Origin of the sequence: Vibrio breoganii, from assembly GCF_001677275.1 — a bacterium.
In the GTDB taxonomy this organism is placed as follows: Bacteria; Pseudomonadota; Gammaproteobacteria; order Enterobacterales; family Vibrionaceae; genus Vibrio; species Vibrio breoganii.
The window spans coordinates 146759-167658 of the sequence record NZ_CP016179.1 but is presented as its reverse complement, the minus strand read 5'-3'; the positions used below and the strand labels follow the sequence as shown (position 1 = coordinate 167658).

The 20900-nt window shown below is 43.1% G+C and carries 22 protein-coding genes; 13 read left to right on the top strand and 9 right to left on the bottom strand.

Translation table 11 applies throughout. The features are described 5' to 3' along the window. The first annotated feature begins 15 nt into the window (after positions 1-15). Genes A6E01_RS19795 through A6E01_RS19780 form a run of 4 tightly spaced genes read left to right on the top strand, consistent with a single transcriptional unit; the run spans position 16 to position 3041 of the window. Positions 16-1179, top strand: a complete 1164-nt coding sequence (locus A6E01_RS19795; protein ID WP_065211220.1) for a hypothetical protein — start codon at positions 16-18, stop codon at positions 1177-1179. Between the two features lie 29 nt (positions 1180-1208). Continuing rightward, on the top strand, positions 1209-1931 hold the full coding sequence (locus A6E01_RS19790; RefSeq protein WP_065211219.1) for a hypothetical protein: 723 nt from the start codon (positions 1209-1211) through the stop codon (positions 1929-1931). Then, on the top strand, positions 1928-2704 hold the full coding sequence (locus A6E01_RS19785) for a PRTRC system ThiF family protein (protein ID WP_065211218.1): 777 nt from the start codon (positions 1928-1930) through the stop codon (positions 2702-2704). Before A6E01_RS19790 ends, A6E01_RS19785 begins: the two co-directional genes overlap by 4 nt. After that, positions 2676-3041, top strand: a complete 366-nt coding sequence (locus tag A6E01_RS19780) for a hypothetical protein (protein ID WP_102484650.1) — start codon at positions 2676-2678, stop codon at positions 3039-3041. Before A6E01_RS19785 ends, A6E01_RS19780 begins: the two co-directional genes overlap by 29 nt. Before the next feature lie 68 nt (positions 3042-3109). Here A6E01_RS19780 and A6E01_RS19775 read toward each other — a convergent pair whose 3' ends face one another. Next, a complete protein-coding gene (locus A6E01_RS19775; RefSeq protein ID WP_065211216.1) occupies positions 3110-4300 on the bottom strand; it encodes a hypothetical protein in 1191 nt (396 codons plus the stop codon). Between the two features lie 311 nt (positions 4301-4611). On the opposite strand from A6E01_RS19775, the gene A6E01_RS19770 reads away from it, so the two are divergent. Further along, positions 4612-9498 (top strand): DEAD/DEAH box helicase family protein, encoded by a 4887-nt coding sequence (locus tag A6E01_RS19770; protein WP_065211215.1) that lies wholly within the window; start codon positions 4612-4614, stop codon positions 9496-9498. A 54-nt stretch (positions 9499-9552) separates the two neighbouring features. On the opposite strand, the gene A6E01_RS19765 is transcribed toward A6E01_RS19770, so the two are convergent. After that, positions 9553-10221 (bottom strand): hypothetical protein, encoded by a 669-nt coding sequence (locus A6E01_RS19765; RefSeq protein WP_065211214.1) that lies wholly within the window; start codon positions 10219-10221, stop codon positions 9553-9555. A gap of 172 nt (positions 10222-10393) precedes the next feature. Here A6E01_RS19765 and A6E01_RS19760 point away from each other — a divergent pair, with 172 nt between their 5' ends. Next, positions 10394-10747, top strand: coding sequence for a hypothetical protein (locus A6E01_RS19760; protein WP_065211213.1), 354 nt, complete (start codon positions 10394-10396; stop codon positions 10745-10747). A 149-nt stretch (positions 10748-10896) separates the two neighbouring features. Next, positions 10897-12096, top strand: coding sequence for a conjugal transfer protein TraF (traF, locus tag A6E01_RS19755; RefSeq protein ID WP_065211212.1), 1200 nt, complete (start codon positions 10897-10899; stop codon positions 12094-12096). Between the two features lie 40 nt (positions 12097-12136). Here traF and A6E01_RS19750 read toward each other — a convergent pair whose 3' ends face one another. The 4 genes from A6E01_RS19750 to A6E01_RS21350 all read right to left on the bottom strand — a co-directional run bounded on the left by A6E01_RS19750 (position 12137) and on the right by A6E01_RS21350 (position 13944). After that, positions 12137-12631: an NfeD family protein gene (locus A6E01_RS19750; protein WP_065211211.1), complete on the bottom strand. Its 495-nt coding sequence runs from the start codon at positions 12629-12631 to the stop codon at positions 12137-12139. 49 nt (positions 12632-12680) lie between these two features. Continuing rightward, on the bottom strand, positions 12681-13259 hold the full coding sequence (locus A6E01_RS19745; protein WP_065211210.1) for a hypothetical protein: 579 nt from the start codon (positions 13257-13259) through the stop codon (positions 12681-12683). Between the two features lie 17 nt (positions 13260-13276). Further along, complete coding sequence (locus tag A6E01_RS19740; RefSeq protein ID WP_133152950.1) at positions 13277-13552, bottom strand: hypothetical protein; 276 nt, start codon at positions 13550-13552, stop codon at positions 13277-13279. A 233-nt stretch (positions 13553-13785) separates the two neighbouring features. Continuing rightward, positions 13786-13944: a hypothetical protein gene (locus A6E01_RS21350; protein WP_156744653.1), complete on the bottom strand. Its 159-nt coding sequence runs from the start codon at positions 13942-13944 to the stop codon at positions 13786-13788. A 210-nt stretch (positions 13945-14154) separates the two neighbouring features. Here A6E01_RS21350 and tusA point away from each other — a divergent pair, with 210 nt between their 5' ends. Further along, a complete protein-coding gene (gene tusA, locus A6E01_RS19735; RefSeq protein WP_065211208.1) occupies positions 14155-14379 on the top strand; it encodes a sulfurtransferase TusA in 225 nt (74 codons plus the stop codon). A 65-nt stretch (positions 14380-14444) separates the two neighbouring features. On the opposite strand, the gene A6E01_RS19730 is transcribed toward tusA, so the two are convergent. Then, positions 14445-15101, bottom strand: coding sequence for a hypothetical protein (locus A6E01_RS19730; protein ID WP_065211207.1), 657 nt, complete (start codon positions 15099-15101; stop codon positions 14445-14447). A 173-nt stretch (positions 15102-15274) separates the two neighbouring features. Here A6E01_RS19730 and rdgC point away from each other — a divergent pair, with 173 nt between their 5' ends. Both rdgC and A6E01_RS19720 read left to right on the top strand, forming a co-directional pair. Then, positions 15275-16174, top strand: a complete 900-nt coding sequence (gene rdgC / locus A6E01_RS19725) for a recombination-associated protein RdgC (RefSeq protein WP_065211206.1) — start codon at positions 15275-15277, stop codon at positions 16172-16174. A gap of 118 nt (positions 16175-16292) precedes the next feature. Next, positions 16293-16613, top strand: coding sequence for a hypothetical protein (locus A6E01_RS19720; RefSeq protein ID WP_065211205.1), 321 nt, complete (start codon positions 16293-16295; stop codon positions 16611-16613). A 25-nt stretch (positions 16614-16638) separates the two neighbouring features. Here A6E01_RS19720 and tnpA read toward each other — a convergent pair whose 3' ends face one another. Then, positions 16639-17037 (bottom strand): IS200/IS605 family transposase, encoded by a 399-nt coding sequence (gene tnpA, locus A6E01_RS19715; protein WP_082961425.1) that lies wholly within the window; start codon positions 17035-17037, stop codon positions 16639-16641. Between the two features lie 65 nt (positions 17038-17102). Here tnpA and A6E01_RS19710 point away from each other — a divergent pair, with 65 nt between their 5' ends. Beyond that, entirely contained in the window at positions 17103-18413 is a 1311-nt protein-coding gene (locus tag A6E01_RS19710; protein WP_065211204.1) for an RNA-guided endonuclease InsQ/TnpB family protein, read from the top strand. Between the two features lie 216 nt (positions 18414-18629). On the opposite strand, the gene A6E01_RS19705 is transcribed toward A6E01_RS19710, so the two are convergent. Next, complete coding sequence (locus A6E01_RS19705; protein ID WP_065211203.1) at positions 18630-19040, bottom strand: hypothetical protein; 411 nt, start codon at positions 19038-19040, stop codon at positions 18630-18632. A 119-nt stretch (positions 19041-19159) separates the two neighbouring features. Here A6E01_RS19705 and A6E01_RS19700 point away from each other — a divergent pair, with 119 nt between their 5' ends. Both A6E01_RS19700 and A6E01_RS19695 read left to right on the top strand, forming a co-directional pair. After that, positions 19160-20368, top strand: a complete 1209-nt coding sequence (locus A6E01_RS19700; protein ID WP_065211202.1) for a hypothetical protein — start codon at positions 19160-19162, stop codon at positions 20366-20368. 153 nt (positions 20369-20521) lie between these two features. Continuing rightward, positions 20522-20812: a hypothetical protein gene (locus A6E01_RS19695; protein WP_065211201.1), complete on the top strand. Its 291-nt coding sequence runs from the start codon at positions 20522-20524 to the stop codon at positions 20810-20812. Positions 20813-20900 lie beyond the last annotated feature (88 nt).

Here is a 20900-nt window from a genome sequence, read left to right as displayed (position 1 = left end):
TTGGGAATCTTTTGGATGAATTTACATAGTAACGTATTAGAACTAGCGCAACAGTGCGCTGAATTAATGCCAATTGAAACCAAAGTAAGACAAGTTAAATTCTCACATTTTGATGCCGACCATCTTTGTGATCTGCTTAGATTTACTATTCAGCATAACCCCAGTATCACATCTACTCTGCAAAATGAAGCGAACAGCAACAGCCTAAATATCGCTCTCGCACACTACCTAACAATGTGTGAAAACTACTACAAAGAGCAGTACGAGATAGCAACCACAAAAGTATGGTCGGATCTTTCTGACAATTTTGACACGTTCTTTCCGCGTCACGCATCCATAGCCGAGTTTAAAAAATACTATGAACTATTTAGCGAAGAAGCGTCTTTTAATCTTGAGTGGAGCTTAACAAACGGTGGTAACAGGGACATCGAAATCACTGAAACTGATTCACTCTACTTAATGCTGTCCTCCAACTATCTCTACAGCATGGAACACAAACTCCCTCTTTGCCCCGAAACGATAACACTTCAAGAGGCACTATTCTCAGTAGCGGAAAAAACATCACTGCTAGACGACAGAGACTTGTTCGGTCAAAGAGACGAGATCCAAACCGACATTGACTCGTTTGGACACCGCCACGATAACGCCTTTGATTTTCTCTTAGATAAATCCAGTACAGCTCCGAGTGTCGATATGGACATTTACCATATTTATTGCACTGACACTAAAGAAAAACAAATAGACGAAATCAGAAACACACCGAGCTTTGAAATCGCACAGGAACTCTTGTTCTCATTCCACAACAAAACGTTCAGCACACCCCTTGCAACGTATATTGAGAATGAATCCATCGACATTAAACACTGCATTGACCAAAATTCAGTTATGTCACCAATGACCGCTTTCTCTCTATTTGAAGCAACCTCAGAAAGCAATAATAGCTACTTACAGTCTTTCTATGAAAATGACGAGGTGCTTGGACAGCACAGAATTATCAACCCTAATTGCACATTTGATGCCCTAAAATCAGTGGCAAAAAACATAGCCCTGATCTCCATCATTGATGCCATTGGTTACTACGGTGTACCGAACCGAATCAATGCTGATTACAGAGCGCAATACGAACTTAAAGATGACATTCAAGCACTCTTTAGCGAAAACCTTTCACTGATAATCTAACCCTATAGCCAACAGAATTGAGGTAACTAATGATGCAGTTTTCAGGAATCACCTTTCGCCAAGACGAGATCGATGATGATAACGAAGATTATTCACGCACACTTTACATGATTGAGGGTACAAGCGACTCTTGCACCGTCACTGAGTTTGAAAGCCTTGGTAATGAAGTAACAGGATTCAAACAAATTCCGACAGAAGATTTTCTCGCTCAATTCTCAACTCGCAACGCTCGTAGTGCTGACATTATTGACCCTAGAGTTTTAGTCAATTCTCCTAGTCACATCGTTTTTCAATACACACCAGAAAAGAATCAGCCATTTTTCTACAAACACGGAAAAAATCAATGCGCCATGAGCATCAACTGGAATCATCTGGTGTTTTGCTACGACAAATCAACGACTAGCCTATGCGTAGCCGTTACACAACACGCAAAACGCTGTACTGCGACAACGAGACTGTACTTTGCGCCACTCCCGAACGTTTGGCAAAACACCTCTATCTGTCTAGGGAGCGTTAATTTGCCGAAAACCGAAGATATTGACGAGATCGCAAAGGCGTACATAAACAGCACCAAAACACACCTAAATCACACTGGTATGTTTCGTGATAGCCAAGTCAGCAATACTGAATTTTTCGACTTGATTACCACGAAAGCAAAGAAGAAAGAGCGTTTTAAAGTTTCAGAACTTACTCCGATTGGCACACTCTCTCAATGGCTAAACAAAGTAACAAACAAGGATGAAATACTATGATGAGCTACCACTTACCTGCTGAAATGCTTGGAAAACGATTAAATGTACTGCTGATCGGCTGTGGTGGTACTGGTAGTTTCTTTGCAGAGGAAATCACACAGATGGACACCGCCTTTAGAGCTATCGACCCCTCATTTGGTTTCGATGTCACCATGTATGACGGCAGTGATGTTTCTCAAGCAAACCTTGTAAGACAAAGATTCTTTCCCACGCAGATCGGCCTCAATAAAGCGATAGCGACCACATGGAAAACAAACAATCTCTACGGTCGAGACTTCAAAGCCGTTCCCAGAGACTTCACCCCAAACACTAACTATCAGAAATACGATATTATTGTCACAGCACTAGATCGCCCTAGCACTCGCTACAAACTGTACCAAGCAATGAAAAACAACCACAAAGAAACATTATGGCTTGATCTTGGTAATGACGATTCTAGTCTACAAGTCGTACTCGGAGAACTCGGTCTAAAAAGCACACTGCCCACGATTTGCGATCTTTACGACTACGAGAACGCCAGTGACGCTGACGCATTAAAGAAATCTTGCTCGGCAACCGAGAGCTTAGAGCGTCAAGATCTTGGTGTGAACGCCACGACCGCACGTTTTGGAGCGCAAATTTTATGGAATTTGGTGCGTCATGGTAGTATCACTACTCATGGAGCGCACATTAACATCAGAAACCTAGAAATCATCCCTATCAACGTAGACCCTAATGTATGGTCTTTGTATGGCTATGTTCAAGATGAAATACACAATACTGAAACTGCATAACAACACTTGGAAGCCACTCTACAGGCTCTTACCGCAAAGCCACATCGAAGCGGAGAGCGACAGTGAAGCCATTGCCATTTGGCACGACAGAACGCAATACAGAACGGCTCAGTTACTTCTAGTGACGCTAGAGCCGTTTCGGATCGTAGACGACCAAAACCTGTTCGTATCAAGAATCAATCTCGCTAAACAACTGTTCTGTGTAAACCCCCGTTTAGCTCATAAGCTCACCACCGAAAAAGGCTTTAGCAAAGGCAATCCCGAACGCTACCTAGCCGACAGAGCTTACCCCCAAGAGCTTCAAAAACACTTATTCGCAAGCACTATCCACCCTTAAAGCAGACGAAAAAAAACTCAGTACCAACACTGAGTTTTCTGTGGAATAAACCATCAAGCCACTTATTTCTAAGCCACTTGCTTCTGCTTCTCTTTTTCTTTCAAGTAAGAAGCGTATTCTTTTTGTAACTCTCGGTATAAATTTCCAACCTTTGATACCAATGTATCGACTTCCTTCTGGGACATTCCGAAATTTAGCAGCGCCTTAAAAGTCGCTTCTTCTCGGCTATCAAGAAAATCTAACATCGTAATAAGTTTGAGTCGCTTTAGAGCCGTCTGCTCCTGCTCAGACAGCGCCTCGTTACTGGTTAAGATCACCTGCTCAACCCTGTTAACAAAGCCAACACGCTCTGGCATATTACGTCGAGTATAATCAGTCACCGCTAATTCTATGACCGCATTAAGCTCTGGTGGCCACACCCTCGCAAGCTCACTACTCATCGGAAAGAACGGACGTAAAAGCTCACTAACAGACACAACTATATTGATACCAAGCTCACTTTCCACTTGAAGATGCCAACCCATATCGCTCGATGGGATCATTCCGACAACTCCGAATTGTAATCCATTGGTGACATAAGTAGGTGCGTTCTGATGCTCAATAACGGAAAACAGATACCCTTGTTTTGAGCGTATCGGTTTAGGTGTAATTGACTTCCCAACTAATAGATGTATTTGCTCCGCAACGGTCTTATTTGCCTTACGATACTTCTCGGCCTCTTCGGTTTTCTTTCTGAGAGCATCTTTATGCAACTCGTTATTTTTCGCGATCTTCTCTTTTAATTTGGCGACTGTATTCATGAGTCCGGCAGGATTCATTTTCTTGAGTTTTTTCAACTCGCTATCCACGGAACTTAAACGTGAATTTTCTTTTTCCAGTCGTTTTAACTTATCCTGGCTCCGTGTCTGCTCACGCTCCAACTCTAGTATTTTTGTGACAGAACCTTCCTGCGAAGCCTTGTATTGATGAAACTCACCAGACAGCACAGTACACTCACTCTTAAGAGCTTTGGCCCTCACATCCAAATCGTGCTTTTCTCTCTCCAAGATTGCAATGTCAGTGCGAAGCTTACTAATAAGCGCCTTGTCATCAGAGTTGACCGCTGGCAAAGCAAGCACCTTATTAAGCAGTTCTTCCGCTTTCGCTTGCGCTGTTTCTACGCAGATTCGAGCAACCGCTGAATCCGTCTTATTAATCTCGGCAATAGCGACAGAAAAATTTGCTGACACCTCAATCTTTAATCTATCGATCTCTTTCACCCACTATCTCCTTTTCATTACTTATCGGCATTTACGCCAAAAACCACTATTCATCTATTGAGTAAAATTATAATGCCTAGGCGTGACAAATATACTGGCTGTGATTTATTTGAGGGGTATCTCGCAATTCTTTCATAGTGAATCGTACAGTCAATTAATAAATTTACAACGGCATTATTGTTGTTTTCTGTGAACCTTATTTCCTATAAATGAAATAAAAAAAACAATACATCATGGTCTACAAGGGCTTTTGCGAACCCTCCCCCCTGTTATGTTGGTATCAGTTCAAACAACCCACAGGCCGACAGATTATGCTTAACTCACTTTCTCTAATGGATTACTTACTACCCGTACATTGCAAAGCCAGTGAGACGCCAGTCGCCCGTAGTATCAATAAAGCACTGCCAAAGAAACAGCGTACTAGCTACCTTCAAACAGTCGTTTACGGTTTAGCGGTATTAACGAAGCTAAACAGTGAAACCAGACAGCCGACAACAGAAGAAATTGAACTATTAAACCTGTTTGATGGGTTTGGTAAGCTAGCGCCTGTATTCAACAGCGGCCATGACAAAAACAGCACACTACAACAAGCACTTGATGCTTTCTCCCCCAACGCATACTCAACAGCACGTAGAGGCGTTCTATCGAGCTTCTATACCCCAGAGTCACTAGTCAACCACATGTGGCGCACAGTCCAACGCTTAGGCTGCACCGAGGGCAACGTACTTGACCCATCAATTGGTAACGGTATTTTTGCGAAACTGACACCCCAAAGCTTCAAAGGCAAGCAATACGGCATCGAACTCGATCCAGTAACCTATGAATTTGCGCGCCATACAACACCCAACACCAAGATCTACAATCAACGTTTCGAGGACTGCCATTTACCGAACACAGGAAACTTTTCTCTCGTTCAGTCAAATATTCCATTCGGATCATTCAAAGCTCGCTCAAAGGAGTTTGGCCGTGTATCTATTCACTCATACTTCTTTTTACGCGCCCTCAAAGAGCTACACGAAGGCGGTCTTGTGTCATTCCTTACGTCTGCTTGGTTCATGGATAGCTCAGATTCAAGCGTTAGACAGGAACTAGCAAAAAACGCGCGCTTAGTGTCAGCAGTACGCTTACCCTCTAACACCTTTGACAAAAAAGGCGCAAACGTAACGACCGATATTCTGATTTTTCAGAAAGTAACAGGCGGTGAACAAAACCCTAGTTGGATTGAAACCAAGACCTATGATGATCTTACTATCAACACTTTATTTGGAGACAACCCACACTTAGTAGCAGGTGAACTATCCAAAGGAAACGACTTCAATCACAGCAGTTGCGAAGTGACATACTCTGGTACAGATTTAGACGCTGAGATTGAATCCATTCTTGACGCTCAATCCGAAGCACCGGTTTTCTTTAAAAACACCACCACAAAGCAGGTCGCCAAGAACTGGGATCTATCTAGCATCGCCACAGCAAGCAAACCAAATAAAACCGATCACAGCATCAACGAACTAGCGAACACAGATAACACCATTTTTCAGCTAAAACAGAACGGCTTTATCGGCATTGAGTGTGACAACCTCAAGAAGCGCGACCGCTTTCTTGCTTACATCCGTATCAAAGATGCTCTCAAATCACTGATACATGCGGAGCGTTGCGACCTTTCAAGCGAGATCCCAAAGCTAAGAATGGCACTCAACAACTGCTACACCCGTTTCGTTCGCAGTTTTGGGCCTCTTAGCCGCAAAGTAAACCGTTTACAGTTACGCACATGTAGCCATTACTTGCGCTGTAAAGGTCTTGAGCTTAACTATGTAGATCCTGTTAAAGCTCATGCAATACCTGAAAGCTTCTCTAACTCGCCTATTTTGACCGAGCGCGTATATACGCCACCGCAAAAACCAACATCAGCGCACAACATTACAGAAGCCTGCGCTATCTCGATGTTTGAGTTAGACGAAATTGATTTTGATTATATTTCAGAGCTACTAAACCTAAACCCTCAGGCCGTAGAGCGCCTAGCGATTGAAGAAAATGTTGTTTTCAAGAACCCGAAAACAGAACGTTATGAACTGGCCGTTATCTACCTAAGCGGCAACCTTAACGAAAAGATCGAACTTGCCAAAGCGAGCGGCAAAGAATACCAACAGCACATTCAAGCCTTGACCGATGCGCTACCACCACGAATTAAAAGTGCCGACATTTCCGTAACCATGGGCGTTGAGTGGATCGACCCTTGCCACTATTCCGCTTTTGTTAGTCACCTAATGGGTCAACAAGATTGCGCGAACGTGGTTCTTGTTAATCACCGTTGGCATGTACTGCTAACAGGCCATGGCAACTACTACTCAAAAATGCGTCAGTGGGGCACAGGAAGACGAGACGCCAACTTAATTATCGAATCAGCTTTGAATCACAAGCCAATCGTGATCAAAACAGATGATGCCGTTGATCACGTAGCGACCACAGAAGCCAATCAAAAGGTCGAAGAAGTAACAGAGGCGTTTAACGCGTGGATTATGAGAGACGCGAAGCGCAGAGCTGAGATCACGGAGAGCTACAACAAGCACTGCAACTCCTTTGTTGTTCCTTCATTTACGGCAATTGCCGAACACCTTGTTATCAATAATTGCAATCTGAACCTAAGGAATTACCAACTAGAAGCGGTTTCTTCTGCCCTATTGAAAAAATCTATCATGCTCGATTGTTGCGTAGGTAGCGGTAAGACGATCATCACTCAAGCGATCGCGATGAAACTAAGGGAAATCTACGGTAAGGCATCACGCCCTGTTGTAGTTACAACCAACTCCCTAGTACCGCAATATGCGAGTGATTTTCAAGCTAACTTCCCTGCCGCGAACATTCTTGTTATCGAACCTGGACTCTCGCCTACCCAAAGAGAAGAGCTACTTAATATTGCTATCACTTCTGATCATGACTGCATCATCATTCCAGAGTCAACATTCAAGGCGCTACCTGCACCTATTGAAATGCAGATGAACATCATCAAGCATGAGATTGAAGAACTAGAAGAAGCCCTTGAAACCAGCAAAGAGAACAACATCACAGTCAAAGGCATTGAACGCAAAAAGGAACTCAGAGAAGAACAACTAACTGACCTTAGCAACAAAACAGAGTTTGATTCCATTAGCTACGAAGATTTAAACCCAACCCTAATTATTCGTGATGAAACCCAAGCGGTAAAAAATCTTGGCTATACAAGCCAAATGAGCAACGTAAAAGGCATGGGAAATAGCGTAGGCAGTCAAAGAGCATTTGATTTCTATGTAAAAACAAAGTTTACGCAAGCTCAGAATGGCGGTTTAGTTTTAGCTACGGGTACATCGCTATCTAACTCAATTTTAGAAGCCACAACATGGCTGAGAATGATCGAAAGTGATTATAAAAAGACGATTGCGATTGATTCATTCATTAAGACATTCGCCCACCCGATCCAAGAGTTTGAGATTGACGTTAGCGGTCGAAACATGCGCCTTAGCACTTCTATTAAGAAGTTTACAAACCTACCAGAACTACTAAGGATTTATCGCTCAAGTGCAACGGTTCTGAGCCAAGAACAATTAGAAGACCGCTTACCGAATTTAGCAGACGGTCGCCCAGCAATACCACCCTACAAAAACGGTAAAGTGACCAATGAGATCCTAGAAATATCACCAGAACAAAATCAAACGTTTGAATGGTTAGTTACGAAAGCGAAAAACAGTTCAAAAGAGTTTCCAATGCTAAAAGTGATGGATATTGCACGAAAAACCTCTTTGGATTTTCGCCATATCCACCCCCACCGACGCACTAACAACAATATCATTGATAACATCGTTAAGAACGTTGTAAGAATCCACAATGAACATAAGTCATTTAATGGCAATCAGATTGTATTTGCTGATCGTGGCATACCACTAAGACACCGCGCTAGCGCCAAAAAAGAAATTGCCGACCTATTTAAGCGCGCTGAGAAAGGAGAAGAAGACGCTATTCGATTGACCGAAGGCCTAGATCGCAAGTCAGCACTTGAAGAACTGTCTACCGATTTTAGTTTCTATGATGATCTGACGAGTGAACTTAAAGGCCACGGCCTAACGGTGGCGGTGGTGCATGATTACAATACACCAATCTTAAAATCCAAACTAAAAGCCGACTTCAACGCAGGGCGCATTGACGTACTGATCGGGTCAACTGAAAGACTTGGCACCGGTTGGAACTTGAATGAGCGTTTAGTAGCACTTCATCACGGAGATCTGCCATTGAGAGAAGGAGACTTTAAACAACGCATGGGGCGCATCAGACGCGCTAATAGTCGCTGTTATGAGGCAGGTTTCTATAACGAAGTAGAAGTTTTAACGTACTCAACAACCCAAACACTCGATACGTGGTTCTTGAACCTACTTCATAAGAAAGGCGAATTTACTCGTGCTTTCAATAACGGCACATTAACCATTGATAGCAAGCGCACATACGAGCCAGAAGATGAATCTGTTGATTTCGCATCACTAGCGGCCATTGTATCGGGTAACCCTCAGCTTATGGAACTAATGAAGAGCCAACACAAACTTAAAAAGCTTAATTTGCAGTTGCAAGCGTACAACAATCGAATTTTCAATGCAGAAAACAGCCTTGATTACTTCCCTAAGCGCATAGAATCTCTAACAAACGATATGCCGAAATACATCACTGATACGCACGCGAGCCAACGTTTCATAGCTGACCCAATCATTACCATGCAAGGGCAGTCACCAGAGAGTGCAGGAAAAGCACTTAATGACATTATTTCAATTTACAGACACAGACGCGATCTAGAAGTAACCACACTTGCGAACTATGGCGACTTCACGCTAACACTGAGTAAGTCTGAGTATTACAATCGATATTCACTTAAAGGGGCTAACACCTACACATTGAATATTCCGAACTGTAACGCAGGAGGACGAGCGATTGACAACGCTGTAATGAAGAAAATCAAACAACTTACAGAGCTACAATCAACCGTGGAAGATGAAATCTCACGCTGTCAGTTAGAACAAACGTCAGCAGAAGTAGAGATCAACGAGCAATTCCCTCACTACGAAGAAATAGAAAGACTGAAAAAAGTAATTAGCACTATTCAACTTGAACTGGCTAATAAGCAGAGCGAAGAACAAGCAGAAGCCAAAGCGGAAAAAGAATCCAAGAAAGAGACAGCATAAACAAGCAATCACCCCCCTCTAGTGACAATCGTTACTAGAGGGGGCATTTCGTGTTTATTGAAAATCGCGCTCTAGTTCCTCAACCAAACCATCAAAAGCACTAACCTCACTCACTTCTGAATAATCCACATCAACGATAGCGGCATCTTCAATAATCTGCTCTACAAATCGTTTAGCATCAGGCTCTATAAATGACTGGGCCGCATTATCTCGATCAATAACCATCATTTCATAAATCAAATCTAACAACACGGTTGCAGTAGTTGAGCGATCTTTATTTGAAAACCAATTCACTAGACGCAAGCCACAACGATTTAGTACCACCTGAGCCTCTACAACTCGGCTCAACTCTCCCACTACACGCTCGAACTCCATCTTATAATAAATCACCTGCTCAACGGGGAGCCCTGCTATCGCAGCTCGCACAGACAATTTAACCTCACTCTCAAGTGTTTCTGGGGAGTGTGATTTCTCAGTGACCACATCAATCAACTGACCAACACAATCATATTCGTAGACTCGCCAGACACCAGAATAAGCAATATCAAAGCAAGCAGATGACACCGAGACGCAATGATCAATAATGAAGCCCCCTTCACCGCCCACACCCAAAATATGAACCATGGCCTGTCGTACTTCATTTAGAGATTCACTAACTTTAATCGCCTCAAGTGATCCCGACCTTCTTAATTCAAATGTTTCTGAAATGACTATCTGTTGCACGTATAACTATCCATTTACCTTTAGGAGATAGCGAGAAATTTACGCCCCCTACCCGTAACAAGATAACGACATGCGATTTTTTACGAGACATCTCTAAAAATTGAGGGGATTTCGCTATTGTTTTACCTTTGGGATCTAGGCTACCCACATAAGTAACCACCAAAGATATTCAATGAGTTTCAACACTAATTTACACGATGACTGCCTAAGTATTATCAACACCATTACACACGGTTTAACCGAAGAACTGATCCAAGCCGAACTTGCTACAACGCTACTGGGTAAAATAAAAACGCTTTTCGATTGTTACGATAAGGAAAGACGACTACTTTCGGGGATTAACCAGAAGATACTGACGGAGAAAGTTCTCGTTGATCACGACAATGATTCATTAGCAACGCAAATACTTAAACTCCAAATTGAACTGCTTGCTGCAGAGAACATTAAACTCACCAAGACAAATCAGTCCTTAACGACTGAAATCAATCAACTGACTGACCACTGCATCACCTCTGGCGCGCTGTAGAATCAACGAGCAGCTACCGACCACCTCACGCCTTCGGTAGCTTCGCTGCTCCCTCAAACCTTTCCATTGCCATTTATATAACGCAACTCCCGCAAACTAACTCGACTTCACGACTACCTGTGTTTATTTGAAAAACATTAGGTTCCGATATGCAATTAACTAAACTCACACTGGCAGTAGCAACATTACTGGCTGCTCCCGCTTTTGCTTACAACTCTGACGCCCAAAGCCTTGGCATGGCAGGCATCAAAGCCACAACGTCCACTTCTTTAGCATCAGGTGCTAACCCTGCCATCCTATCTGCAGATTCAAGCGGTTTTATCCGAGCTCAGATTCCAGTGTCAATCGGTACTCGTGACCAAGATGATGTTTTCGGTGCACTTAAAGATGCAGGTGATCTTGTTGATGATTTCAAAGCCTCTAGCTCACGAGAAGACATCGCAAACAACACAGTTAAGCTAAACAAGTTCCTAGACGACATTTACCAAGCAAAACCAATCACAGTTGATGCCGGCTCAGGCTTCAGTGTTGAAGCTCCAAACCGAACCGTGGGGCTGGGTGGTTTTATTCGCGCGTCTACTCATATCGTTACACTAGCCCATGCGGACAAATACTCAGGCAGTCATGACTATACTGGTATCGGTGATGCCTCTGATGCTGATGCTGGCCAAATTGTCTCTGATACATATGACCGACTAGATACCGCGTATGCGAATATTGCTGGCGTGGCAAAATTAGAAATTGGTGGCGCGATATCTCACCGCCGCAAAGTGGGCAACAAGCATGTGAGTGTCGGTTTCAGCCCTAAAATTCAAAGCTTCCAGGTTATTAACCGCACCTTTAGCATTGATGAGTACGAACTCAGCAACCTAACGAAAGATGCAGGTAAAAAGACCGCTGTTAATCTGGATATCGGTACCATCTATGATTATGGTAAGGGCCTACAAGTTGGATTCCTTGTTACTGACGTTGTACCGGTATCTGTAAAAAGCAAAGCCATTAATGGTGTGCATTACGAATATGAAGTAAAACCGCAAGCTACTATCGGCGCTACCTTCCAAGGACTGCCTTTTGTCAATCTGAGCGCCGATTACCAATTAAATGAGTCATCAGGTTTTAAGAATATTGCCGATAACACTCAGTATCTATCTGTTGCTGCAGAAGCCAATGTGCCAATGATTGGATCTGCGCGATTAGGTTATCAGCATGATCTCAACGGCAACGCCAATACCATGTATACAGCAGGTGTACGCCTTGGCTTTGTACCTTTCTTAGATATGAACTTGGGTGGAGCTTACAGCGAAAAAGGGGAAGTTCGAGTTGGAGCGGATTTAACCTTTAAACTCTAGAAACAAATAAGGCGCTAGCATCAATATGATTCTGGCGCCTTTACTCTTTAAATAGTAGACAAACCGGCTCTGAGAACGTCCTCACGGGCCGTATTTGTAGAATTGCACCCTCGACAGCATGGACTTCTATTTTTTGGCCTAAAGCCAAATCTTCACGACTCTGAGCGATCCACACGTCTTCATCAATATGCAACTCTCCCACTCCAACACCGAACGGTCGACTAAGCCTTAACACCTCACCTATCTGACTAATAGCATAACTCTGACACCCAAGACGCTCTGCCTCAGACTCACTATTACCACTTTGCTGTTGCCACCAAACTGCAACCAACAGAACAAGAACGGCCACAACCATAAATACCTCAAAAACGACAGGTAACGGCTTAAGCACAGATATTACCGCCAATGCAGTAGCGACAAGCCCGAAGGGGATGTAATTAAAGGACCCAGACCAGATCGACAAGAAAATAATAGCGATACCTAGCGACCACCAATTCAACAAAATTGACAATGCATCACTGAAGATAAGACCCACTCTGTATCCTTATTTGAAGACAAATAGACAATACTGTAACCAAATCAGATTACAATTCAGACTCAACTATATCTTCAACAACAACTTCAACCAGCGTTCGCGGGACAGTCTCACCACTAATCACCTGCAGCGTGACCTCATACAAGGCACGATTCGTCAATAATTCGATGTTGTGATAACCCAAACGCTCATACGCCTGGTATAGATATTTCATTCGACTAGGATTGATGCGACCGTATGAATACGCCTGAAACCTATCCATATTCACCAAAGCATCTTGTGGCAGCACCGTACCAGAACCCACTTCATAGTATTCAGCAAATATCTCAGCAATACGAACACCTTCCGACCTAGCCTCTAACTCCATCTTACTGAAGTAGACACCCAAACCAAAGACGACAATGAGTGCGAAATGAAATATCACACCCCAATGGCGACCGCAAATACGAATGTACCTTGAAGCAAAGGTTTTTGGCCTGTTGTGAGTAGCACCAAAGACATACGCAAAAAAGCATACAGTTATATTCAAGGCTATGATCGTAAGATAAACCGATCCTAAGTAATGAATGGATTCGAGGTCACTTAATGACGCACCCTTCAAGTCCATAGAGAACAACAAATCAATCACCGCTATTTCCTTCCATATCAAATGTCACACTCAGCTTTTAACGATAGTTTTTCGTCGTGCGCGGAATCTAATGCATCAAGAACACAATCCAACCAGGCCTCTATATCATCAAGTTCATGCTCTGCTTCTTCCGATACACCGCCCAACGTTAAATCATGAACTACGGCAGGTCCGATATCGCGATTCCCCAAGCGACCGCCATGACACAGGTATGCAATCAGAACGCCAATCACCAAGACAAACGCGAGATAAAGCAGGAAACGCCCGTCCACATCATTACAACGAATAGCCACAAGAAATATGGCTCCCGCAACCAATCCTAGAAAAGTGACCGGACCTATAACATATAAAAAAGCCATAAATGAAACTGGGGACATAGGACTCAACGCAACTAAAAACACTGTGCGCTTTTCTATCACTAAAGAGAGATTCAGATCACTTTAGTGCGCTTTTCTTCGAGACAGTACGCAAAACGTCAGCTTATGAAAAAACAAAACCCCTAAGCACAATGCCCAGGGGTTAAAATCTAAAACTCGCTCATTTCAAAATGAACATCATTTTCGCTTAACTCCAAGAATTCCACGATGTCGTGTACTTCCTCTTGAGTGTATTCCCTTAGGTCCGCAACCATTACCGGCGAGTTGCCCCCAACAAAAACTTCCGCTTGAAAATTAGTTCTTTCCATGACGTTTCCTTCTATTAAAAACTTGAGTTTTACATAACTTCCGAATCTCTCGGAGACACCTGTAATACGCTCATTTAAAAACGAAACTAACCGTGTATGGCTACCAAACTGCATCAACTACTAGCTGTAATCACAGCCAATAAACATACCTAAGTAGCTAGGGCTTCCCCTACTTAAACACGTTTAACAACTGACCAAGGAAAAACTACAATGGAATTATTGAATGTAAAAACGCTACTTTGCCCAGAACCGGTAATGATGGTACGCAAAGCAGTGCGCAAGATGAAAGAAGGCGAGCAGTTAAAGATTTTAGCGACAGACCCTTCTACCCAAAGAGATCTACCTGCATTTTGTATGCACATGGATCACACTCTAGTGGAGCAATCCGCTAATGATGGGGTATTCACCTTCATTATTCAGAAAGGCAATTGCTAAATCAGAAGACGCCCAACGGGGCGTCTTTTTGCTTTGCTGCGAACAAACAGGCGATTGATTGTCACTTAAATAGATTTAACCAGATACTGCAGCCTTAATGCCAAAACATTATCCTCCAAGCGAGTTTGATGCTCAGACTCCGATTCGTAAGATTTAGCTGTATACGCCACCAGCGCTTCAATTACACCCTCACCTCGATGTAGCGACCTCATAAACTCCAAATCATATAAGGACAACCAACCCATTCGCAGGCAATCTCGCAACCAAGCCAGCGCTACAAGTGATGTAGTATCAACTGGCCCATCAATATCCCTAACCGCGGCATCAACAATCTTCTTACTTTGCTCCAGGTATGCATCAAGAGCAAATCCATCAAGACCGGTATTCTGCAACAAACACTCTTTTGCCTTAACGCACAAAGGAACCAACGAATCTGTATCACCTTCATACACCCTTTGGAGGCGGTAACCCGTCAGTTGTGACAACTGCTGCTTAACTTGCTGATCAAGTCCCACCGTTTCAAACCCTTCAGCTGCTCTCATGAATACCATGTAGCGATCGTCAATATTTTCAGCATAGGTCACCAACGAAAGTCCGTTGACAGCGTTATTCACCCTGTACTGCTCACTAATCTGATCAAACAGAGCGACCACCTCAGCCTTATTCTTGCTTGTGAATTCTGTGTAAAATACTTTCTGTGGGCGAGTTTCTGAGAATGCCATTTTGATTTCTATTCCTGCTATGTAAAAACAAAGCGAGTTTAATAACAGGCGATCACGAAAAGACATTTCATGCGGTTTTTTGCGAGACGTTGTACATTTTCAAAGATGCTAAATATTGTTCCTTTGTAGGTCACTTATGATGCGCAATAACGAAATAACGAGTTACTGTACCTATGTGGCCTAAAAACATCCTTTTTTATCGCGTGAATCACGAAGACTTTACGATCGATAAGAACACCATCGAACAGCAAGTTTCCGAATTTTCTTACAAACCTTGTGGACCTACTGACAAGCAACGCTTCGGCTGGACTTCCGTGTTCCCTGGCGTTAAAGAACAAGTCTTCATCGACAACAACTTACTTGTACTGAGAGCCAAGAAAGAAGAAAAAATCCTTCCAGCGTCAGTGATTAACGATGAAGTAAAAGAGAAGGTCTCTGAGATCGAAATTAAAGAGGATCGTCGCCTTAAAAAAGTGGAACGTGATCGCATCAAAGAAGACGTCCTATTAGATCTTCTTCCTCGAGCCTTTTCTCGAAAATCTTACACCACTATCATTGCTGATCTTGAAAGTGGCCTGTTCATGGTGGATTGCGGTAGCTTTAAGAAAGCCGAAGACGTCCTTTCCCTACTTAGAAAAACCATTGGTAGCTTACCTGTCGTACCGGCGATTCCTGAAAAGGCAATCGAAAGCACGCTGACTGAGTGGGTTAAATCTGAGTACGAACCGAGTGGCATTACCATTCTTGCTGAGGCCGAGCTTAAATCAGTAGTAGAAGCTGGTGGCATCATTCGCTGTAAAGATCAGGATTTGAAGACCGACGAAGTAATTAATCACATCGATGCGAACAAATTTGTAACGAAGTTGGCGCTGTGTTGGCAAGACAGAATCACGTTCGTGCTCAGCGAAGACGGCAGTTATAAGCGTATTAAGTTCTCAGAAGAACTGTCTGAACAGAATATGGACATACCCAAAGACGACGTTTGGGGTCTGTGTTCTGCGAATTACCAACTCATCGCAAGTGAGCTTGTTGCTATGTTCAAAGACATGACGAAACAACTGGAAAGCGATTAAGAATCAAATAGTGCGCTGCTGCAATCCTTCCACTTGCTCCACAAGTGCGGCAGCGCCCTTCTGCTAATACACTTGCAAGTTAGAATCTTAGCGACACTAGATTCACCGGGAGCACATCATGACACGAACTTTATTTTTCGATCAGCACGCATCAAGCCTCAACAACGAAACCATCGATACCCTCACTGCCAAGAGCGCGAAGATTATCAACGATCTCTCTTCCCTAGAAGGCGTTGAAGTTAGAACTGATGAAATAAAAACACTATCAACCACCATCAGTGGCCAAGTGAAACTTGCTTGGAAACAACGATTCTACGTTCAGAAATCATCTCGCATCGTGACTTGGAATACGATTTTTGCCACGGTGAACAATACCAGAGCAAGCTATTACGAATTTAACGAGTATGTGCGGAATTCTCCGTCTATAGCGCAAGCTTAGGGGGAGATGGATAGCACGCGCCCGATCATTTCGGGCGATCTTGGTTAGCAATATAATCAGCCAAAACTTCCAACGGTGCACCTCCAGCTGTAATAAGGCAGTATGCACGTGACCAAAGTGCGGGTTTCCAGTAATACTTTGTCATGTGCTCCTGATACTCCTTACGCACAAGTCGACTGCTAACAGTTTTTAGGCTGTTTATTAGCTTCGCTGGCTCAATGTTAGGGTGCAACTCCAGCATCAAGTGGATATGGTCATCTTCACCGCCAAACTCCAGCACTTCAACATCCCATTTAGCACACTGTTCTCTAAATATAACTTCCAACCTTGTTAAAATCTCATCGGTGAAGCACTTGTTTCTGTATTTTGTTACTAACACTAAGTGGTATTTTAATTTATAAACGCAGTGATAATGGGAGCGCATAAAGATATTGACCTGTGACACTAAAGGAGTATAGAGTAATGTTATCTTACTTTTAGGCGCTTGTCATGGCTCGCAAAAAGAAATCAAAATTTGATAATTCCAGTCGGGTGTTAATGGCAAATGTCAAAAACGGTTCGACCAACCACAAAACTGCAAAACGCTTAACTCAAATCTCTAGACGTATATCTAATCGCGCCAACTACATCATGCGAAAAGACTTGTTTACTGGTAGAAAACCCGACCAAAGCAAAGTTGATAAACTACTTAAAAAAGGTAGGTTATCTGAATCTGACATCGAGCTTTATAATCGACTGCCTGCTGCTGTGGCACAAAGAGTTATTCAGATTGTCGGTGACAACTGGAAGTCTTTTGCAGCAGCTAAGGCTGATTGGAAGAAAGATCCAACTAAATACTTAGCAATGCCAAAACCACCTAAGTATGTAAAACACTCCAAAGCAGTTTACATCCCCTGTAGTTCATTTTTTATCAAAGATGACGCTATCCACTTTGCTAAAAAGTTAGGATTAGAACCTGTTCGCCTAGAGAAAGGGAAGTTTGAAGATCAACTTTATAACCCTAAAGCGGCCACCAAAGTTGTCAATGAGGTACGCTTAGTGCCTACGGGTAGTGGCTTTCGCTTTGAGATTATCTATGACAAGCACAAAACTTTAGAATTTGTATCAAGCAATACTCATAGCGTGTTGCTTGATAAGGGTTCTTTTCTATCTATTGACCTTGGAGTTACCCGTTTCGCATCATTAGTTTCAAATAAGGCTGACTTGAGTCCGATCCTTATAAATGGTGGTGACATGAAGCGCATAAATCAGTGGTACAACAAGCGCTGTGCGCAATTGCGTTCTCTCAAAAAGTACGGTCATATCAAAGCCGTGGCAGAAAAGAGAAATCGGAAAATCAAAGATAAGCTACACAAGATATCCAAATTCATTGTAAATCTATGCTTAACACATGATATTGGTACGGTGATAGTCGGTAAAAACAAGCTGTGGAAGCAAGATATAAATATCGGGAAAAGGAATAACCAAACCTTCACCAATTTACCCCACGCATTGTTTATCAGTATGCTTAAGTACAAACTGCGAGAGGTTGGAGTGAACTTGGTTGAGCAGGAAGAAAGTTACTCAAGTAAAGCCTCATTCTTAGATAACGACTCTGTCCCGACTTATGATGAAAAGAAGATTGTGAAACATGTCTTTTCAGGTAAGCGCTATAGGCGCGGATTATACCGCTCTAGAGATAAAACTGTTATTCATGCAGACCTAAATGGTGCTGCAAACATAGCAAGAAAAGCAGGTCACGAAGGAGCAATCTTAGTGTCTGGCGGCGTAGTGACAACGCCGATACTGGTAGGGCTATAGCCAGTATTAAAAGGAAAGTAATGTAGTGATACTTGCCTAATTTAGCCATTTGCAATTAACACGTTCGTGATAACTGCAAGTGACTGACATGGTGCTACAACGTCTTACCGAAGCTCCACCCATAGCGAGCCCCGCTAGTTTGGTTGGAGTAGTTCACACAACTACGAGAAATGAGTGAATGGTAGTGCGCTTGGCCTACGCTCGAGTAGGCCCAATCTATTCCTTTCTTCGGAACTGACTAATATCAACCACTTGTGCACTAGCCTTCACTTCTAAAGGCAACTCCCTGAGAAGCAAACCACCCGCATCAACAGCGAGTCGTATCGAACCTTGCTCATACACGCCAATGGCATAGAAACGCTCCATTGGTATTTCAATCCATTCTCGCCTCAACTCATCCTTAGCGTCAAAGGTGTAAGCCACGAGGCAAACAACCTTAACCAGTTGCTTATCTGATAATAGGTGCGAACTGATGCTACCTGAAAAGGGATAAAAAACGCGCTCACCTACCTTATTGAGCACCGGTATCGTGTTGTGGCTTATTGATTTACCACTAAAGTCCCCGTCTTTCTCAATATCTACTCGGTTATAGTTGAACGCCAGGCGCACCGCCTCAAGTTCCCTCATTACATGCTCCATTACTGCACCGCAACTCATCATAGCAGACCGACATATCGCGCATATCTCCCTCGATTGAGTTTTTTCAATCTTAACCATTCATAACCGAATACACAGGGAAATTTAAAATGCGAAAAATGAACACGAAAAAAGCACGCGAAATTCTTGCCTTAAGTGGTGAGTTTACTTTGGCAATACTGAAAAAGCAGTACAAGACTTTGCTTCTTACCACTCACCCTGATAAGGGAGGATGCACAGAAGACACCAAAGAACTTAACGCCGCTTTTGAAGCACTAAAGCCATTAGCTGTACCGACTATCAGTGAAACCGCGGAACATACGGTTAGCATGGAGAGCGACATCAACAGTCATCCTCTCTATAACAGTCGTGTCCCAAGTGTTTCGAGCTTTGAGACCCTACTAAATGAAACATTCGATTTTCTTGATGAAATTCCAAGTGTTTCAAAAGCGTATAGTCACAAATGCTACAGCAAACGCGGAGGCACCTTCTTCAGAGGCGATGATAAAAGAGATTGGAATTACTGGGTTGATAGTATCGACTCGACGATTTCAATTTACAACATCACTGACGGCGGGCGCATTGGTAAAACGATACCCAACGTTTTTTTAAGGGCATCATGCTACCCAAGCGACTTGAGCGATTCAATGAAGAACCCATGGAATATCCTAAATCCTTGGTTTAGCAAAACTAAAAGCAGAGACCTTTACGAAATCACCCTACCAGAACTGTCTGATTGGTTGTACGTTTGGGCCGAAGCTTGCGATGCAAAACCGAGAGAATGGATACAAATGGACTGTGCCCAGTTCAAGCTAGAAAGTGCATATACCGACACGAGTACATACACGATAAAGCCTGAGACTGGAGGTGTATTGACCTTCACTGTGTGCAAAGGGAATAAAGCCAACGGCACTATTAACCCCTTTACACTGCAGGAGGTAATGAAACCACTGACCAAGATGCCCTCTAAATCAGAACCAAGCATAAAGGAACTGGTGCGCATCTTAGTTAATGGGCAATTTGCTCAAATCAAATGCAATTTCTATCACACCGACGACTATCGTCTCGATGCGAGCAGAAACTTCCTAAAGGGCTATTTAGACAACCCACTAAAGAAGGCCGTTGATTGGTTTGGCGAACGCAAAATTTCCTGCACGAGACTGTACATGAGCGGAAATAAACTTTCGTTTGGTCAACACAGCAACGAAAGCTACTCTCTCGAGGTAGAACTCTCTAATCGCTACCCATCAGTGGACATCGATACAGAAGTGAAATCTTTAGAAAGCGCACTAGAAGAACAACTTCTTCTTACTGCGTAGTGTTCATAGCAACAACAAACGGCTTAATCTCATTGATTAGGCCGTTTTCTTATCGTACTTACACACGAACTCAATCCAATCGAAATGACCTACTAATCGTGTTGCTCACTTTGAGCGAAGTAACCAAACTCACGTTTAACAAGGATCATTTCAATGGCTTATTCAAACCATCTACCTGACCATCGATTCGATGCAATCCATGATCAGCTGCAGCAACTTGCTAGCGAACAACATCAACGAGCATTTGAGTCAAAAATGGCCTCTCAGAAAAATAAGAAGCGTCATTTACGACTAAAAGCCTGTTCTGGCAAGTACACGGGTAGCTTTCAAAGACTACTAAACCGCTGGCTCAACAACGAAGTCACTAATTTGTTTGTGTACGATTGTTTGAAAAATCAATCAGTACCAGACGACGTTACCGGTGTTGATTTCATAAAAGCGTAGGTAGAACGCACTCACCCTAAACAGCTTGATCATTAGATTAAGCTGTTTTTTTTAGGCATCACACACCCATCAAGTCACTCATTACTGA

Excerpts from the sequence above, each read along its gene's own strand:
- A6E01_RS19795 (WP_065211220.1), top strand. The coding sequence starts at position 16 with ATGAATTTACATAGTAACGTATTAGAACTAGCGCAACAGTGCGCTGAA.
- A6E01_RS19790 (WP_065211219.1), top strand. The coding sequence starts at position 1,209 with ATGATGCAGTTTTCAGGAATCACCTTTCGCCAAGACGAGATCGATGAT.
- A6E01_RS19785 (WP_065211218.1), top strand. The coding sequence starts at position 1,928 with ATGATGAGCTACCACTTACCTGCTGAAATGCTTGGAAAACGATTAAAT.
- A6E01_RS19780 (WP_102484650.1), top strand. The coding sequence starts at position 2,676 with ATGAAATACACAATACTGAAACTGCATAACAACACTTGGAAGCCACTC.
- A6E01_RS19770 (WP_065211215.1), top strand. The coding sequence starts at position 4,612 with ATGCTTAACTCACTTTCTCTAATGGATTACTTACTACCCGTACATTGC.
- A6E01_RS19760 (WP_065211213.1), top strand. The coding sequence starts at position 10,394 with ATGAGTTTCAACACTAATTTACACGATGACTGCCTAAGTATTATCAAC.
- traF (WP_065211212.1), top strand. The coding sequence starts at position 10,897 with ATGCAATTAACTAAACTCACACTGGCAGTAGCAACATTACTGGCTGCT.
- A6E01_RS21350 (WP_156744653.1), bottom strand. The coding sequence starts at position 13,944 with ATGGAAAGAACTAATTTTCAAGCGGAAGTTTTTGTTGGGGGCAACTCG.
- tusA (WP_065211208.1), top strand. The coding sequence starts at position 14,155 with ATGGAATTATTGAATGTAAAAACGCTACTTTGCCCAGAACCGGTAATG.
- A6E01_RS19730 (WP_065211207.1), bottom strand. The coding sequence starts at position 15,101 with ATGGCATTCTCAGAAACTCGCCCACAGAAAGTATTTTACACAGAATTC.
- rdgC (WP_065211206.1), top strand. The coding sequence starts at position 15,275 with ATGTGGCCTAAAAACATCCTTTTTTATCGCGTGAATCACGAAGACTTT.
- A6E01_RS19720 (WP_065211205.1), top strand. The coding sequence starts at position 16,293 with ATGACACGAACTTTATTTTTCGATCAGCACGCATCAAGCCTCAACAAC.
- tnpA (WP_082961425.1), bottom strand. The coding sequence starts at position 17,037 with ATGCGCTCCCATTATCACTGCGTTTATAAATTAAAATACCACTTAGTG.
- A6E01_RS19710 (WP_065211204.1), top strand. The coding sequence starts at position 17,103 with ATGGCTCGCAAAAAGAAATCAAAATTTGATAATTCCAGTCGGGTGTTA.
- A6E01_RS19705 (WP_065211203.1), bottom strand. The coding sequence starts at position 19,040 with ATGAGGGAACTTGAGGCGGTGCGCCTGGCGTTCAACTATAACCGAGTA.
- A6E01_RS19700 (WP_065211202.1), top strand. The coding sequence starts at position 19,160 with ATGCGAAAAATGAACACGAAAAAAGCACGCGAAATTCTTGCCTTAAGT.
- A6E01_RS19695 (WP_065211201.1), top strand. The coding sequence starts at position 20,522 with ATGGCTTATTCAAACCATCTACCTGACCATCGATTCGATGCAATCCAT.